Below are 15,361 nucleotides of genomic sequence, written 5' to 3'. Positions count from 1 at the left end.
ACCAAATGAAAGATCAGGGAAGAAGCAGGGGAATGCGGAGGGTGGCTTGTGGCGCGTTGGTCGTGATGCTGGCAGCCGGCACGCTGGAGATTGCGCACGCTCAGACCGCATCCGAGCCGCCGGTCGCTCGCAGCGAAGTCGATCATGCGACAACGGCGTGGCTCGATCTGCAACGCAGCAATAGTCAAGCTGCTCCGGAACAGCCGATGCTCGGCGAAGAGGCCGGTCTTGCATACCAGCGTTACATGGCGTCGTTCAAATCGAAAATCCCCGATATGTACGGGTCGGCGATCAACCAGGGCAGCGGAGGCGGGCAAGGTGGCGGCATGAGCGGACAATTGCCTCAAAATTAATATGTTTTCACGCATTGCTTCCCACCCCTCCGTCCAGCGCTTGCGCAATATGCGTAAGCGCCGCACAACCGCCATGTCGCCCCGCTCGCAGCGCGGTGCGGTGTCATTTCTGGCGGCCGTATGGGTGAGCGTCGCGGTCATAACAATGGCCGCAATCGATATCGGCCACTTCTACTATGTGCGCCGCGATTTGCAGCGCATCGCGGATCTTGCCGCTGCGGCAGGCGCGCAGACGATCGGCAGCGCGGGTACCTGTGCAGCGGCGATGAACTCGGCTCAACTGAATGCGACGGCGAATGGCTTGTCGAGCAGTGGCGCCATCCAGCCAACTTGCGGCCGATGGGATCCTTCGGCGACTTCAACACAATCTCATTTTGTGTCTGCCACGGCGTCGCCCACCGCTGTACCGCTTAACGCATTGCAGGTCGTGGCGAGCCAGCCCGTATCGTTTTTATTTCTGGTGGGGCAGACACGCACGCTGACAGCGACAGCGACCGCGCAGGCAACCAATATCCGGTCCTTTTCGCTGAGCACTTCGATAGTCGCCCTGTCGGGCGGCCTGGTAAATGGCCTGCTGAACGGTTTGCTCAACACTAGTCTTAATCTGGATGTGGGGTCGTACCAGGGTTTGGCGACCGCCCAGATCAAGCTGCTGGATCTGGCGATCGCGCTTGGTGTGAGTTCGATGAATGATCTGCTCAAGGCGCAGGTCACGGTTGCACAACTTGCGACCGCGATGGCGACGGTGCTGAGTCAGGGCAACGTAGCCAGCGCCAACGTAGTAAGCGCGCTGGGCACCATTGCAAGCGCGTCGACGGGCACGACGACAATCAACATAGGCAATACTTCTTCGCAGAACGGCTTGCTGGCCATTGGTCTCGGCGACCCGCAGGCGGCCGCCACCGCCACGGTCAACGCGCTTGACGTGCTGATGGCGGCTGCCGAGATTGCGAATGGAACGTCGGCCATCAATCTCGGTGCGGCGCTCAATCTCGCGCCGGTTGCGAGCATCACGGCACAGGCTCAGATCATCCAGCCACCTGTCATCGCAGTTGGCGAGGCAGGCACCTACCCGGACGGCAGTTACCGGACCAGCGCGCATTCCGCCGTGGTGCGGTTGTACCTGAACGTGAATCTCGTCAGCGTGAGCATTCCGTTGATCGCGACCATCAATGCGTTGAATCTGCCGATCTACATTGAAGTTGGGCAGGGGAACGCTTATTTGCAGACTACGCAGTGTTCGACCCAACGTGCGACTAGCTACAGCTGGATTTCCGCGACGCCGGGAGTCGCGGACATATGCATCGGGGGCGATGCCGCCAGCAATATGACCAACACGACCGTGCCAACCAGTTGCAACCAGCCGGCGTCGATCACCCAAGTGTCCCTGCTTGGGCTCGGGCTGGTAAATGTTTCGGTTCAAAGCCCCACGGGCGGCGGAATGAATCTCCCAGTGCAGGCCTCAGCTACGGTTCTCAAATTTAACGGCGTGCAAGGGGACAGCGATGACTACCAGAGCACCAACACCAACGGCATAGGCTCAGCGGTAGGCGGTCTGCTCACGCAACTCGCTAGCGGGCTTTCAGGAACAATCCATGTATGGCTGTTGGGCCTTGACGTCACCGCTTTAGCCGCACCGCTCGTCGGCGGCCTCGTGACATTGCTGACGCCCATCCTGCAGTCGCTGGACGGACTGCTTATTCCTCTTTTACAACTCCTCGGTGTCCAGATCGGCGTAGCGACGGTCCACGATCTCGGGCTTGCCTGCGGTCAGGCACAACTGGTTTATTGATTTCGCGCTTATGAGAACCAACCCCAAAATCGAGGAACTCGATATCTACGTCTGGGAGGGCAAGGCCGACATCGTCGACCGGGTCGCGCGCTGCATGGCGAGCTTCGATGTCGAAGTGATCCGCGCGGACGATATCGCGATCTCGCCTGAACGGACCGCGCTGCGGCCGTCGCTCGCGATCATCAGTGTGTCGGTGATCGACAGCGGCGCGCTGCTCATGCGCGACTGGCAGGCCGCGCACGGCATTCCCGTGGTGTGGGTCGGCGCCGCGCCGCGCGACCACGACCCGGCGACTTACCCGTCCGACTATTCGCATATCCTGCCGCTCGACTTCACCTGCGCCGAATTGCGCGGCATGGTCATGAAGCTGGTGCTGCAGTTGCGTGCGCACAGCGCCAAGACGCACGAGTCGGATGCGATGATCGCCAACTCGGAGTGCATGCAGGCGCTGCTGCACGAAGTCGACACGTTTGCCGACTGCGATACGAGCGTGCTGGTGCACGGCGAAACCGGCGTCGGCAAAGAGCGCATCGCGCAACTGCTGCACGAAAAACATACCCGCTACGGGCAGGGGCCGTTCGTCGCGGTGAACTGCGGCGCGATTCCGGACGGTCTGTTCGAATCGCTGTTTTTCGGCCACTCGAAAGGCTCGTTTACGGGCGCGGTGGTCGCACACAAGGGCTACTTCGAACAGTCCGACGGCGGCACGCTGTTCCTCGACGAAATCGGCGATTTGCCCCTCTACCAGCAAGTCAAGCTGCTGCGCGTGCTCGAAGACAGCGCGGTCACACGAATCGGTTCGGCCACGCCGGTGAAGCTCGACTTCCGGCTGGTCGCGGCGACCAACAAGCATCTGCCGCAACTGGTCAAGGACGGCACCTTCCGGGCCGATCTTTACTATCGGCTTGCCGTGATCGAGTTGAAGATTCCGTCGCTCGAAGAGCGGGGCGCCGTCGACAAGATTGCGATCTTCAAGGCGTTCATTGCTCAGATTGTCGGCAGCGACCGTCTTGCCGCGTTGCCGGACCTGCCATACTGGCTCGCCGACGCGGTGGCCGATACTTACTTCCCCGGCAACGTGCGCGAACTGCGCAATCTGGCCGAGCGGATCGGCGTGACGGTGCGTCAGATCGGCGCGTGGGACGCGGCGCGCCTGCAGCGCTTGCTCGCGCTTGCCCGCACCAGTCAGCCGGTGCCGGCCGAGAGCGCCGCCGAGGTGCTGGTGGATCGCAGCAAATGGGACATGGCCGAGCGCAATCGCGTGCTGGCCGCGCTCGACGCAAACGGTTGGCGCCGTCAGGACACGGCGCTTTATCTGGGTATCAGCCGCAAGGTTTTATGGGAGAAGATGCGCAAGTACCAAATTTTTGACGAAGAGCCCGAAACCCGCGAAAGTGAGTAATAATGAGACGGTTGTACTAAAACAAAAACTGTTCAAGCAGGATTTACATGGACCGAAAGTCGAAACTACGGCAGATTGCCCTGGCCGCATTCATCGCGATGGGGGCCGTGCAGGGCGTGAATGCGCAGGCTCTGCCGGATAGTGGATCGAGCGCTGGCGTCGTTTCCCAGCCGGGCACGACGACGGCGTTGCCGGCCAATACAGTGGCTGGGCAGGCGCAGACGAACGCGTTGACGCCGGACGAAGCGAAGCAGTCTGCCGCGGGTAATGTGGCGGAATTGCAGCAGATGATCCGCGGCTCGGATCTGAGCGAATTGCGCACGACGTACAACGGCAGTTACGGAGCGAGCTTGCTGTTTTACGGCAAGGAGATGACGTACTACGTGGCGTTGTTCCAGCAGAAGAATTTCTGGCGCGTCATCAAGACGCAGGACGCTACGCGTGCCGACATGATTTACAAGGATTTTGTGCGTCAGACGCTGCAGTTGTCGGACGTCGAGATTCGCCGCACGCAGCTGGAAGCGCAGAAGGCGTTCACGGAGCGCATGATCGCCTTGTCGCAGGACCGTGCAAACCGTTTGCAGGCTGACCTTGACGTTGCGCATCAGCAGCAGACGATTGTTGCGAACCAGCAGTCTCAGACCCGTGCTGAGGCAACGGCGCTTGCGCAGCAGAAGGCTGCCGCGCAAGACCAGCTGCGCGCCGCGCAGCGCCAGGTTCGCGAACTGCAACGTCAACTGGAAACCGGCTTGCCGACGCACTGAGCGGGCAACCGGGAGACGGGGAGACAGAAATGGGAAGGCGGCGCAAACGCGCCGCCTGACCCATTGGATGTACAAGGATGTGCAAGCTGTGCAGTAACGTAGGTCACCAATCTGCAGCAAAAAAACGGCGTGTCCGAAGCGCCGAGCCACCAAACCGCAATTTCCCTCATTTCCGAAACACCGCAGCCGCTGAGCGGCCATTCGGCGTACCCGCCTGACTTCCGACTCAGCTCAGCCGTCGCCGCCATCCACCCACGCCTTGGGGTTTCCCATGCATACCCATCCGCGACGCACGCAGTGCGGAGTGGGAGCGAATGAACGCTTTGTCACTGACGCGGAAGGTGCGAGAACACGGATTCCAGATGCACCACTACCGTGGCTGTGCGGGGGACCCGCTTATGGGCTGGCGGTTTGAGCCGCTTTCTTTGCTTAGCTTTCTTTGCGGCGGCAAAGAAAGTAAGTGCCGCCCCGCACAGGGGCAACGCTAATAGACCACTAAAAAATCAAGGAAAGGCCAAAGAAGAACCCAGCCCAAGAAAACCCCACCCCCACCGCACCCACGCAAAAAAACCCACCCCCACCGCCGGGCAAAAAACCCCCGACATCAATGCCGCTTCTTCCCCCCGGAGGGTTCCCCTTCCACTGGCGAGTGCCGCCTCGGCTCGCCCGTATCGACGGCGATCGGATCACTGGCAGGAAAGCTTTCCTCGAGAGCTTCATCGAGCCGGTCTTCGACGGACTTAGCGGGCGGGGCGGTTTCCTTGGGATGAGACACCTGTTGCTTCTGCTTGGTCATAACGTGCTCCATTAGAAGAAGAAAGGCTGACAAGTTCAGCATAGCGCAAAGCGACCGGCGGCGAGCATCAGCCAAACGCCCAGGACACTCGCACTGCAAGCCTCTCCTTCGGACCCCAAACCTCAAGCAACCAGACCAGCAACCAGACAAAAAACCAACAGAAAAAAACAAAAGTTAAAACCATCCCGCATCAAGTCGTTTTCCGAGTGTCGCCCGACAACAAAAGCATCCACCGGCCGCACCGACCGGCAGAAACCACACGGCATACCGTGAACGGGCAACATCCAGCTCGGGAGGGGAGCAAACAGAAACAGCGAACACCAAGGCAGCGAACGACATGGACCGAAAAAACCCTCCGCGCGCGCAGCGCTTCAACGCGTCACACGTGGTGGAAGCTGAACTGGAACACCTGGATTGGGCAACACGGCAACCGGCGCTGCGCATGCTGGACGCCGGATACTGGCGGCGCCGCGTGCTGGCGGTCAAATGCGGATTTGAACTGACGGACTTGCAGGTAACGCGACTGGAGAAGATTTTGCAGCGGCTCGGCTATTCGTCGGAGTAGCAAAGCCGCTGCGGCGGCGGTTTATTCGTTACCGCCACCGTTGCCACCATGATTGCCGCCGCCATGGTTGCCACTGTCGCCGCCACCCGTGCCGAACAGACGCCGGCGGCGCGTTACCACTACCGGACCGTCGGACGTGCTGCCGCTACGATCAGGCGCGGGGCGATCCGAGGCCGGCGCGCCGTACGACTCGCGCGGTTCACGCGGTTCGCGTGGCTCACGGTGGTCGCGCGGCTCACGCGAGCCGTGCGGGCCACGCGTGGTGTGCTCACCGTGCGAAGGTCGCCCGGCGCGCGGTGCCGGACGTGTACCGGTGTCGAGCTGGATCGTCGAGATCGCGCGCTTGTAGATGCCTTGCAGGCCAACAGGCGTGCGCAGCATCACCAGATACTGATCGAACGACTCGATGCACCCCGTCAGGCGAATGCCGTTGACAAGGTAGATCTCAACGCGCTTTCGTTCTTTGCGCGCAGCGTTCATGAAATCGTTTTGCGGATGCGATTCTGCGGAAGCCATGGACAATTCAGGTTAGTAAAACGGTTGTTCGCCGCGATTCTACCCTGTGTGGGGGCGGAACGCCTCGTCGGCCGAACTGCGTCCACTATAACGGCTTGCGCGCACATAAGCATCTGATAACTATTAGCTGTAACGTTGAGTTACGAATCTGCGGACGAATAACGTCGTCTTCGGCCACGTTCGAGCGCGTCCGGTGGGGATGGCGGAAAAAGAACGGCCTGCCGCTACCGTGTGTGGAATAAATCGCCGCCCGCGCGCGTTAATCCAGGCATGGCTGCACCGCATATCGCACGCGGCCGACCGGATCCCCGGCTCGCAGGCACCGGCCTCGCGCTCATCAGGAGACTCACCATGAAAATATCCAGGATCTTTTCCGCTGCTTTCGTGCTGTTGGCGCTCGCGCTCGGCTCGCTCACAACGAGCGGCTGCACCTCAGCGGCGACCGACAGCGGCGCCTCGGGCACGAGCGGTAACACAGGCAGCGGCGGCGGCTACTGAGCGTTGCCGCGCCGGGTGAATTTCGAAGCCGAAGTGATTTCGTGGCTCCCGCAGCTGCGCCGCTACGCGCGTGCACTGACGGGCGACCGCGCCTGGGCCGACGACCTCGTGCAGGATACGGCGGAGCGCGCGCTCGCTCGCTGGGCGGCGTTTCGTCCGAACAGCAACCTGCGGGCGTGGCTCCTGACGATCCTGCGGCACCTCTACATCGATCAGTTGCGCGGCCGTCGCGAGATTGCCGTCGACGACGAAAGCGCGCCGTGGCGCAATCTCGAAGCGCCGCATGGCGAGGTCGACGGTCTGGTGTTGCGCGATCTTCAGCGCGCGCTGTATTGCCTGCCGGTCGAACAGCGGGAAGTGCTGCTGCTGGTTTGCGTGGAGGAACTGTCTTATCAGGAAGCGTCGAAGGCGCTCGGGGTGCCGATCGGCACGGTGATGTCGCGGCTGTCGCGCGCGCGGGAACACATGCGCGTGCTGATGACGGAGGGGCCGCTCGAAGGGGGCGCTGTGGGGTTGGCGCGTAAAGTCCCGCCGCTGAAAGTAGTGAGAAATCCGTGATGAATAACGACCACGATTCCAGCCTGCCTGAGGGGCCCGATCTGCGAGCGCTGTCAGCGTTCGTCGACGGCGAGTTGCCGCCTGCCGAACACGCCTCGATCGAGGCGCAACTGACCCGGCAACCGGAAGCCGCCGCGCGGGTAGCCGCGTGGCGCGCGCAGAAAGCGGCGCTGCGGGCGTTGTGCGGGGCGTCGCCGGGCAATCGCGAGCGCGGCGGGCGTGAGGGGACTACGGAGCAGAGCGGCGCCGGCGAGCCGGCCTTCATCGTGGTGCGGCGGTCCACACCGTGGTGGCAACGCGTCGGCCTCGCGGCGTGCTGGCTCGCGGCCGGCGCGGGTCTCGCGCTCGCCTTGGGGCCGCTCGCACCGCGTCTGACGGGTGGGGCATGGAGCGGGCTGGGCGGCCAGCCGCCGAGCTTTGCCCAGCGCGCCGACATTGCCTACGCGGTCTACACGCCCGAGCGGCGTCATCCCGTTGAAGTCGCCGCGAACGAGGAAGAGCATCTGGTCAGCTGGCTGTCCAAGCGGCTGAACCGGCCGCTGTCGGTGCCGTCGTTGCAGGAGTACGGCTACTCGCTGGTGGGGGGGCGGTTGTTGCCCGGCGAAGCGGGACCGGCCGCGCAGTTCATGTACGAGAATCGCGGCGGCGAGCGGCTTACGCTGTATATCACGGGCATTTCTCGCGACGAAACCGCCTTCCGCCTGTTCCGCGACGGTAACCGCCGGACCTTCTACTGGGTCAACGACCGCATGGGTTACGCCTTGTCCGGGCCGATTGCGGAAGACAAGCTGCGCTCGATCGCCATCGAGGTGTGCAGCGCACTGGGCGGCAAACCGGAGACCTGGCAGTAGCGCCGGAAGCACGGCAGGCGCTTCGTCCCGGCAAAAGGCCCGCTAGACGATCTCACGGCAACACGCGGTAACACAATCGCCTTGCACTCGCGTGCGGCGTCGGAATAGCACCGCGCGGCGTTTCGTTTACTCGTTGCCGGACCCTGTTCTCCCGCGCTCGCATCTGCGCCGGGACGGCACGGTCTCGTGCGAGGCGAACCGACGGGGTCTTTACGGTGTCGACGCGCATCTTGCGAGTCGTAACGCCGGCGCGTCGAGGTAGCGAAATCATGCGTACTTTTCATCAATCCGGCGCCAGGCTGTGTTCCGGCGTAGCGTGTCTGTGCGTGTGCGCCGTTTGCGCGGTGCCGGTCGAGGCGCAAACGGACGCGAATGCGCCGTTGAACGATGCTTCGACGTGCCGCTTCGTCGTGGGCCAGACAGAGATCGACGGTGTCGTCCAGCAGGTCGGCGGCCGGGCGTGCCTGCAGCCGGACGGCAGCTGGCAGATCGTCGAAGACGATACCGGCGCGCTGGCCTTCGGCCCGGCTCCGGTGTATTACTACGATCCATGGTACTGGGGGCCGCCGGTGTTTTTTGCTGCCGGTGTGTCGATCATATTCGTCGACCGCTTCCATCACTTTCATCACATGGACCACGTGCGTTATGGACACGGATCATTTGGAACGGGGGCACACGGAAACTGGCATGGCGGCACGCCGATGCACGTGTGGAGCGGCATGTCGCACGGCGGCATGGGTGGCGGTGGCATGCACCGCTAGCCTGCCGTTGCCGACCTGCGTGCCCGCAAGGGAGACATCTTGACGCGCAACCTGCCGCCGAAAGTGTCTGCCGCCGGGTTCGATCGTGCGCTGGCCGCCTGGCGCTCGATTCTCGGTGAGCCGCAGGTGATCACCTCGGCCGCCGGGCTCGCCGCGTATCTCGATCCGTTCGCGCCCGGCGAGCGCGAAGCGTTTTCGGCGTCCGCCGCGCTGCTGCCCGCATCCGTCGACGAGATTCGCGCGGTATTGCGGATTGCCAATCAATTTCGCATTCCGCTATGGACGGTCTCGACCGGACGCAACTTCGCGTACGGTGGCGCGGCGCCGCGACTGGCGGGTTCGGTGGTGCTCGATTTGCAGCGCATGAACCGCATCATCGAGGTGAACGAGACGCTCGCCTACGCGCTGGTCGAACCGGGTGTCAGCTACTTCGATCTCTACGCGCATCTGCGCGAACACGGCTACAAGCTCTGGGTCGATCCGCCCGCGGCGGGTTGGGGCAGCGTGGTCGGCAACACGCTCGAACGCGGCTTCGGTTATACCGCGTACGGCGATCATGCGGCGGCGCAGTGCGGCATGGAGGTGGTGCTCGCCAACGGCGACGTGCTGCGCACCGGAATGGGCGGAATCGAAATCGGCACCGCGTGGCAGCTTTATCAACCGGGCTACGGGCCTTCCTTCGACGCGATGTTCATGCAGTCGAACTACGGCATTGTCACCAAGGTCGGCGTCTGGCTGATGCCCGCGCCGCCCGCCTATCTGCTCGGCGAAATCCAGTTTCGGCACGAAGCGGATCTCGAAGCAATTGTCGATATCTTGCGGCCGTTGCGGCTCAACGAAACGATCCGCAATCACGCGGTGATCGAAGGCGGTTTGCGCCGGGCCGCGGGTTTGTCGGCGCGTCAGCAATGGTATGAAGGCAAAGGCGCGATGCCCGAGACCGCGGTGGCGGCGATGCTCGAAAAACTGAATGTGGGCCGCTGGAATCTGCATTTCGCGCTGTACGGCGCGCCCGAACTGGTCGACGCGAACTATGCGATCGTCCAGCGCGCATTCGCCCGTGTGCCGCAGGCGAAACTTTCGGCCGCTCGTCATGCGGGCGATGCGCAACCCACCGCGGGTGGCGATCGCAACATGGCCGGCATTCCGGCGATGAGCGCGTTTCGCATGCTCGACTGGCGCGGCGGCGCGGGCGCCCATGTGGACTTCGCGCCGGTGTGTCCGGCGACCGGACGTGACGCGCTGCGCCAGTACACGATGGTCAAGACGCGCGCGGCGGAATACGGCTTCGACTACTACGGCGGCTTTACTGCGGGGGTACGTCATCTGCATCACATCTTCGCGGCGATTTTCGACCGCGACGACGCGAACCAGGTCGAGCAGGCGGGCGCATTACTGCGTTCGCTGATGAGCGACGCGCGCGCCGCGGGCTACGGCGAATATCGCGCGCATCTCGCCTATATGGATTTCGCCGCGGCGCAGTACAGTTTCAACGACGGCGCGTTGCTGCGGCTCTCGGAAACGATCAAGGACGCACTCGACCCGAACGGCATTCTCGCGCCGGGCAAGCAGGGCATCTGGCCGGCGGCGTGGCGCGACCGGCGGGGTTATACCTGAGACCATGGACCGACGCGCTTTCATGATGACCGGCGCATGGCTTTCGACCGCGGCCGGCGGGGCGTGGCCCTGGCTTGCGCATGCAGCCGCTCGCCCCGATACGCTCGCCGTGATCGATCCCACCCTCGCGAATGGCCCCGCATTCGCTAACTACGTCGCACAGATGAAGCTGCCCGTCTTCGAAACGGGCGACGACATCGGCGTGCTCTGGTACACCACACTGGCGCTGCGTCTCAGGCAAACGCCGGCGCAATCGTGCGCGTCGCTGATCGGTCTCACTCGGCCATCCGATTACTTCGTGCTCAGGGAACTTGCCACTCGCGTAGGCCACATGGTCGAGCACAGCAGCGAGCAGGGCGCGGGGCCCGTTGCGCATGTCGCCTTCGCGCTGACACCGCGCCCTGTCCGTTTGCGCTAGAACTTATAGGCTTTGTTGTTGGGATCGAAGGTCGAATCGTCGAAGGTTTTCGGCGTGATGCTTTCGAAAACAATCTTCTCGAAGAGCTTGCCGTCGTTGTTATAGGACTCGACCGTGCGGAAGTACGGATGCCGCAGATCGAACCCGAGGGTTTCTTTCTTCGCATAGAACTGCGGCTGGCCGGTCGGCGTTTCGAAGGTGAAGGCCACCACGCGCACGCCGTCGATCGTTTTCACTTCCACCTGGGTCGAGCGCGGCAAGCCGGCCTCGATGTACTTCCTGCCTTCGGAAAGATACTGGCCGGCAATGTACTCGGTGCCGAGATCGCGCACCTGGTGGTTCGATTGCGCACGGGCGAGCGCGCCGTTGAGCGAGGTCCACAGCGGCATCACGTTCATGATGCCGCCGAGGTGGCCATACATTTCGTCGGTGCGCCTGGATTCGTCGTAGATGATTTCCTGACCGGCGTGCGCGCCGTCGGGCAGCCACTTCGCGTAGATTCGCAGCGGATCGTGGGCGATGCGCACCAGCATGTGATCGGGCTTGTCGGGCCACTGGCCGTGAATGCGTTCCGAGCGCGACATGACGAACTCGTAGGAGGGGTAGCCGTTCGGTCCTTCCTTGATATAACGCGGCAACGCGAGCGGGTCGAGCGACTGGAACAGGGCGACCAGTTGCGCATCGTCGAGCTTCTCCATGGCGCCGCTTTGTTGCGCGGCGCGCAGCCACTTGACCTGCTGATCGAGCGTGAGCTTGCCGACCTGCGAGGACGGCGTGGTGGGGGCCTTCACGGCCCTGGCGGTGTCGGGAGCGGGCGGCGTGTCGTCGTTCTGCGCGAACGCCGGCGTCGCGAACGTAGTGACTCCGGCAACCAGCGCGCCGATCAGCAGTCCGCGCGATGAACGCGCGCGTAATGAAGCAGTCAGGGACACACCCCATGTTGTGGTCGCCGACGCAAAACGGGCAAGACGCATGAAGGCCGGTGGGCGGTTCGAATCTGCGGACATGCTGTGCTTCATGAATCTCTCCGAAAGATGGCGCCGCGTGTGGTATCGCGCGCCTTGCCTGTCAGGCAGGTTTTTGCTTCGCGAGTTCCTCGTCGCGCAGCGCGCGGCGCAGAATCTTGCCGACATTGGTTTGCGGCAGCTCGTCGCGAAACTCGACGAGCTTCGGCACCTTGTACCCCGTCAGGTTCTTGCGGCAATGGGCGATCACCTGTTCCGCGGTGAGCGACGGATTGCGCTTGACGATAAAGACCTTTACCCGCTCGCCTTGCGCCGCGTCGGGCACGCCGATTGCGGCGACTTCGCGCACGTCCGGAAGCGTTGCGATCACGTCTTCGACCTCGTTCGGATAGACGTTGAAGCCCGACACCAGGATCATGTCTTTCTTCCGGTCGATCAGTCGGATGAAGCCGCGCGAATCCATCACGCCGATGTCGCCGGTGGCAAGCCAGCCGTCGTCGTCGATCACCTTGGCGGTTTCTTCCGGGCGATTCCAGTAGCCTTTCATCACCTGTGGCCCCTTCACGCACAATTCACCCGCTTCGCCGATGTTTGCCCACGTGCCATCGTCTTTCTTGAAGCGCACTTGCGTGGACGGCGCGGGCAAACCGATCGAGCCTTCGAAGTCGCGCAGATGGGTCAGATCCACCGGATTCATCGAGACGATCGGCGAGCACTCGGTCAGCCCATAGCCTTCGATAATCGGCTTGCCGGTCACTGCCTTGAAGCGATCGGCGACCGACTTCTGGGTGGCCATGCCGCCTGCCATCGCGAGCTTCAGGTTCGAGAAGTCGCGCTTGCAGAATTCCTCGTTGTCGAGGAACGCGTTGTAGAGCGTATTGACCGCTGTCATGCCGGTGAATTTCTCGTGACGAATGATCATCATCACGCGCTTCATGTCGCGCGGATTGGCGATCAGAATATTGCGCCCGCCGAGTCCCATGAAGATCAACGCATTCACGGTCAGCGAATAGATGTGATAAAGCGGCAGCGGTGTGAGCACCGTTTCGATCTCGCCGCTCAACTGGCCCTCGGACCACGCCTTCGCCTGCAACAGGTTGGCGATGATGTTCTTGTGCGTGAGCATCGCGCCTTTGGCCACACCGGTGGTGCCGCCGGTGTATTGCAGGAAGGCGATGTCGTTGTGCGTGGGGTGCACGGGCGTCAGCGGCCGCGTGTAGCCGATCGAGAGCGCGTCGAGCAGCGGCACCGCTTTCGGCAGGTTGTACGGCGGCACCATCTTCTTCACGTGGCGCAGCATGAAGTTGAGCAGGCGTCCTTTCAGATTCAGGCCGTCGGCGAGCAGATCGCCCAGACCCGTCACGATCACGTTCTGCACCTTGGTGCCCGGCAGCGCGTCTTCAACGGTCTTCGCGAAGTTCTCGAACACGATGATGGTTTGCGCGCCGCTGTCCTTCAACTGATGCGCAAGCTCGCGCACCGTGTAGAGCGGATTGACGTTGACCACCACGCCGCCTGCCTTGAGCACGCCGAACAGCGAGACCGGATACTGAAACGTGTTTGGCAGCATGATCGCGACGCGCTCGCCGGACTTCACACCAAGGCCTTGCAGATAAGCGGCGAACGCAGCCGCCTTGCGGCCGAGTTCGCCGTACGTCATGTTCGCGCCGACGCTCACATACGCAATGCGCTCGCGGAACTGCGCAATGCATTCGTCGAAGAACTGCACGAGCGATTCGTACTGGTTGACGTCGATCTCACGCGGTACGTCGGCCGGATACGACTCGTTCCAGATGCCGTCCGTGTTGGGCGCGTGATTCACCGCCAGACCAGGCGTCTGACCAGGGGGCTGACCAGGGGGTTGGTCTGGCGCATTCGCGGGCGCAGCGGACACGGTGGCGGACGAAAACTGGGCTTGCGTGGGCTGGGTCATCGGTCGTCTCCTGAAGCCGGGGCTTCATCTGTTTGTGTGCTGGTTTTGCAGCCAGTCATGCAGTAATCAGAGCAGCAATCAATGCGGTCATTGCAGCAAGCTTCGAAACAAGGCATTCATTGACGCACGTGCAGTGCCATGTGCGACGCTCAGCGTTCCAGAATCTCAGCGTTCCAGAATCGCCACCACGCCCTGGCCGCCTGCCGCACAGATCGAGATCAGCCCGCGCGCGGTGCCGGCCGGTTTGTCGAGTTGCGCCAGCATTTTCGCGAGTCCGGCAACGATGCGTCCTCCCGTGGCCGCAAAGGGATGGCCGGTGGCGAGCGAGCTGCCGTTCACATTCAATTTTGCCCGGTCGATCGCGCCGAGCGGGCCGGCTATGCCAAGCTGCGTGCGGCAATATTCGTCATCCTGCCACGCTGTGAGCGTGCACAACACCTGCGCGGCGAACGCTTCGTGAATCTCGTACAGATCGAAGTCCTGCAAGCTGAGCCCGGCGCGCGCCAGCATGCGCGGCACGGCGTAAGCGGGCGCCATCAGCAGGCCTTCTTTTTTATCGAAGAAGTCGACGGCGGCGGTTTCGGACCAGCTCAGATACGCGAGTACCGGCAGCCCATGTCTGGCCGCCCATTCCTCGCTTGCCAGCAGGACGGCGGAGGCGCCGTCGGTCAACGGTGTCGAATTGCCGGCAGTCAGCGTGCCGGCGTCGCGATCGAATACCGGCTTCAGGCCGGAGAGTTTTTCGAGCGTCAGGTCGGAGCGCAGATTGTTGTCGCGCGCAAGGCCACGGTACGGCGTCATCAGATCGTTGAGGAAGCCGCGCGCATACGCCTCGCTGAGCTTGCGGTGGCTGTCGTAAGCGAGCACGTCCTGCGCTTCGCGCGAGATATTCCAGCGCTTGGCCATCAGTTCGCAGTGCTCGCCCATTGAAAGGCCGGTGCGCGGCTCGCCGTTACGCGGCAACAGCGGTTTGAAAAACATGCCTGGCCGCAGTTTGGCCAGCGCACCGACGCGTTGACCGGTGCTCCTGCCGCGATTCGCTTCGAGCAGGATCTTGCGCATGCGTTCGTTGACGCCGATCGGGGCATCGGACGTCGTATCGACACCGCCCGCAATGCCCACCTCGATCTGCCCGAGGGCGATCTTGTTGGCGACCAGAATCGCCGCTTCCAGCCCGGTGCCGCAAGCTTGCTGCACGTCGTAAGCCGGCGTTTCCCGTGCGAGCGTGGTGGACAGCACCGATTCGCGGGTCAGGTTGAAGTCGCGCGAGTGCTTGATGACGGCGCCGGCGGCGACTTCGCCGAGGCGTTCGCCGTGCAGGTTGTAGCGGTCGATCAGGCCTTGCAGCGTGAAGGTCAGCATGTCCTGATTCGACGCGGTCGCGTAAGCGGTGTTCGAGCGGGCAAACGGAATCCGGTTGCCGCCGACGATGGCGACGCGGCGCACGGCGGGCTGCGGGTTGGACATGCTCGGCTCCTTTGGGTCGTTCCCTGGTTATCGGATGGTGCGAATGATGCGTACGACACGGCCGGTGTGACGGGCCGGTAAGGTTTTGTTGCGTCGACGTGTCTG

At 62.9% G+C, this 15,361-nt stretch carries 16 protein-coding genes; 11 read left to right on the top strand and 5 right to left on the bottom strand.

The features are described from left to right. Positions 1-32: 32 nt before the first annotated feature. From PQR67_RS23275 to PQR67_RS23260, 4 genes are read left to right on the top strand one after another with little or no spacing between them, the layout of a single operon-like run. A complete protein-coding gene (locus PQR67_RS23275; protein ID WP_408464470.1) occupies positions 33-353 on the top strand; it encodes a DUF3613 domain-containing protein in 321 nt (106 codons plus the stop codon). Between the two features lies 1 nt (position 354). Next, positions 355-2,145 (top strand): TadG family pilus assembly protein, encoded by a 1,791-nt coding sequence (locus tag PQR67_RS23270; protein WP_408464468.1) that lies wholly within the window; start codon positions 355-357, stop codon positions 2,143-2,145. A 10-nt stretch (positions 2,146-2,155) separates the two neighbouring features. Next, the gene (locus tag PQR67_RS23265) at positions 2,156-3,547 is read left to right on the top strand and encodes a sigma 54-interacting transcriptional regulator (protein ID WP_408464466.1); all 1,392 of its coding nucleotides are present in this window, start codon (positions 2,156-2,158) and stop codon (positions 3,545-3,547) included. Between the two features lie 47 nt (positions 3,548-3,594). Further along, the gene (locus PQR67_RS23260) at positions 3,595-4,311 is read left to right on the top strand and encodes a DUF2968 domain-containing protein (protein ID WP_408464464.1); all 717 of its coding nucleotides are present in this window, start codon (positions 3,595-3,597) and stop codon (positions 4,309-4,311) included. A gap of 604 nt (positions 4,312-4,915) precedes the next feature. On the opposite strand, the gene PQR67_RS23255 is transcribed toward PQR67_RS23260, so the two are convergent. After that, a complete protein-coding gene (locus tag PQR67_RS23255; RefSeq protein ID WP_408464462.1) occupies positions 4,916-5,107 on the bottom strand; it encodes a hypothetical protein in 192 nt (63 codons plus the stop codon). 337 nt (positions 5,108-5,444) lie between these two features. Here PQR67_RS23255 and PQR67_RS23250 point away from each other — a divergent pair, with 337 nt between their 5' ends. Continuing rightward, the gene (locus PQR67_RS23250) at positions 5,445-5,672 is read left to right on the top strand and encodes a hypothetical protein (RefSeq protein ID WP_408464460.1); all 228 of its coding nucleotides are present in this window, start codon (positions 5,445-5,447) and stop codon (positions 5,670-5,672) included. A 21-nt stretch (positions 5,673-5,693) separates the two neighbouring features. Here PQR67_RS23250 and hfq read toward each other — a convergent pair whose 3' ends face one another. Next, positions 5,694-6,188: an RNA chaperone Hfq gene (hfq, locus tag PQR67_RS23245; protein WP_408464458.1), complete on the bottom strand. Its 495-nt coding sequence runs from the start codon at positions 6,186-6,188 to the stop codon at positions 5,694-5,696. 351 nt (positions 6,189-6,539) lie between these two features. On the opposite strand from hfq, the gene PQR67_RS23240 reads away from it, so the two are divergent. The 6 genes from PQR67_RS23240 to PQR67_RS23215 all read left to right on the top strand — a co-directional run bounded on the left by PQR67_RS23240 (position 6,540) and on the right by PQR67_RS23215 (position 10,891). Beyond that, positions 6,540-6,686, top strand: a complete 147-nt coding sequence (locus tag PQR67_RS23240) for a hypothetical protein (RefSeq protein ID WP_408464456.1) — start codon at positions 6,540-6,542, stop codon at positions 6,684-6,686. Positions 6,687-6,701: 15 nt separating this feature from the next. After that, on the top strand, positions 6,702-7,244 hold the full coding sequence (locus tag PQR67_RS23235) for an RNA polymerase sigma factor (RefSeq protein WP_120344091.1): 543 nt from the start codon (positions 6,702-6,704) through the stop codon (positions 7,242-7,244). Beyond that, on the top strand, positions 7,244-8,095 hold the full coding sequence (locus tag PQR67_RS23230; protein ID WP_408464454.1) for an anti-sigma factor: 852 nt from the start codon (positions 7,244-7,246) through the stop codon (positions 8,093-8,095). The genes PQR67_RS23235 and PQR67_RS23230 overlap by 1 nt, the downstream gene beginning before the upstream one ends. A gap of 269 nt (positions 8,096-8,364) precedes the next feature. Beyond that, positions 8,365-8,856, top strand: coding sequence for a hypothetical protein (locus tag PQR67_RS23225; RefSeq protein ID WP_408464452.1), 492 nt, complete (start codon positions 8,365-8,367; stop codon positions 8,854-8,856). Positions 8,857-8,895: 39 nt separating this feature from the next. Next, complete coding sequence (locus PQR67_RS23220; RefSeq protein WP_408464450.1) at positions 8,896-10,473, top strand: FAD-binding oxidoreductase; 1,578 nt, start codon at positions 8,896-8,898, stop codon at positions 10,471-10,473. A 4-nt stretch (positions 10,474-10,477) separates the two neighbouring features. After that, positions 10,478-10,891: a hypothetical protein gene (locus PQR67_RS23215; protein ID WP_408464448.1), complete on the top strand. Its 414-nt coding sequence runs from the start codon at positions 10,478-10,480 to the stop codon at positions 10,889-10,891. On the opposite strand, the gene PQR67_RS23210 is transcribed toward PQR67_RS23215, so the two are convergent. From PQR67_RS23210 to PQR67_RS23200, 3 genes are all read right to left on the bottom strand, one after another. Beyond that, entirely contained in the window at positions 10,888-11,865 is a 978-nt protein-coding gene (locus PQR67_RS23210; RefSeq protein WP_408464522.1) for a DUF1571 domain-containing protein, read from the bottom strand. The genes PQR67_RS23215 and PQR67_RS23210 overlap by 4 nt on opposite strands. A gap of 94 nt (positions 11,866-11,959) precedes the next feature. Next, the gene (locus PQR67_RS23205) at positions 11,960-13,789 is read right to left on the bottom strand and encodes an AMP-binding protein (protein WP_408464446.1); all 1,830 of its coding nucleotides are present in this window, start codon (positions 13,787-13,789) and stop codon (positions 11,960-11,962) included. A 165-nt stretch (positions 13,790-13,954) separates the two neighbouring features. After that, positions 13,955-15,256: an acetyl-CoA C-acetyltransferase gene (locus tag PQR67_RS23200; RefSeq protein WP_408464444.1), complete on the bottom strand. Its 1,302-nt coding sequence runs from the start codon at positions 15,254-15,256 to the stop codon at positions 13,955-13,957. Between the last annotated feature and the right edge of the window lie 105 nt (positions 15,257-15,361).

The sequence above is a fragment of the Paraburkholderia fungorum genome, assembly GCF_046026025.1.
GTDB lineage: Bacteria > Pseudomonadota > Gammaproteobacteria > Burkholderiales > Burkholderiaceae > Paraburkholderia > Paraburkholderia fungorum_E.
The sequence above is the reverse complement of the archived record's forward strand: the minus strand, read 5'-3'. Positions and strand labels throughout refer to the sequence as shown.

What these genes read in the sequence shown, in the direction of transcription:
- PQR67_RS23275 (WP_408464470.1), top strand. Translation starts at nt 33, where the DNA reads ATGCGGAGGGTGGCTTGTGGCGCGTTGGTCGTGATGCTGGCAGCCGGC.
- PQR67_RS23270 (WP_408464468.1), top strand. Translation starts at nt 355, where the DNA reads ATGTTTTCACGCATTGCTTCCCACCCCTCCGTCCAGCGCTTGCGCAAT.
- PQR67_RS23265 (WP_408464466.1), top strand. Translation starts at nt 2,156, where the DNA reads ATGAGAACCAACCCCAAAATCGAGGAACTCGATATCTACGTCTGGGAG.
- PQR67_RS23260 (WP_408464464.1), top strand. Translation starts at nt 3,595, where the DNA reads ATGGACCGAAAGTCGAAACTACGGCAGATTGCCCTGGCCGCATTCATC.
- PQR67_RS23255 (WP_408464462.1), bottom strand. Translation starts at nt 5,107, where the DNA reads ATGACCAAGCAGAAGCAACAGGTGTCTCATCCCAAGGAAACCGCCCCG.
- PQR67_RS23250 (WP_408464460.1), top strand. Translation starts at nt 5,445, where the DNA reads ATGGACCGAAAAAACCCTCCGCGCGCGCAGCGCTTCAACGCGTCACAC.
- hfq (WP_408464458.1), bottom strand. Translation starts at nt 6,188, where the DNA reads ATGGCTTCCGCAGAATCGCATCCGCAAAACGATTTCATGAACGCTGCG.
- PQR67_RS23240 (WP_408464456.1), top strand. Translation starts at nt 6,540, where the DNA reads ATGAAAATATCCAGGATCTTTTCCGCTGCTTTCGTGCTGTTGGCGCTC.
- PQR67_RS23230 (WP_408464454.1), top strand. Translation starts at nt 7,244, where the DNA reads ATGAATAACGACCACGATTCCAGCCTGCCTGAGGGGCCCGATCTGCGA.
- PQR67_RS23225 (WP_408464452.1), top strand. Translation starts at nt 8,365, where the DNA reads ATGCGTACTTTTCATCAATCCGGCGCCAGGCTGTGTTCCGGCGTAGCG.
- PQR67_RS23215 (WP_408464448.1), top strand. Translation starts at nt 10,478, where the DNA reads ATGGACCGACGCGCTTTCATGATGACCGGCGCATGGCTTTCGACCGCG.
- PQR67_RS23210 (WP_408464522.1), bottom strand. Translation starts at nt 11,865, where the DNA reads ATGCGTCTTGCCCGTTTTGCGTCGGCGACCACAACATGGGGTGTGTCC.
- PQR67_RS23205 (WP_408464446.1), bottom strand. Translation starts at nt 13,789, where the DNA reads ATGACCCAGCCCACGCAAGCCCAGTTTTCGTCCGCCACCGTGTCCGCT.
- PQR67_RS23200 (WP_408464444.1), bottom strand. Translation starts at nt 15,256, where the DNA reads ATGTCCAACCCGCAGCCCGCCGTGCGCCGCGTCGCCATCGTCGGCGGC.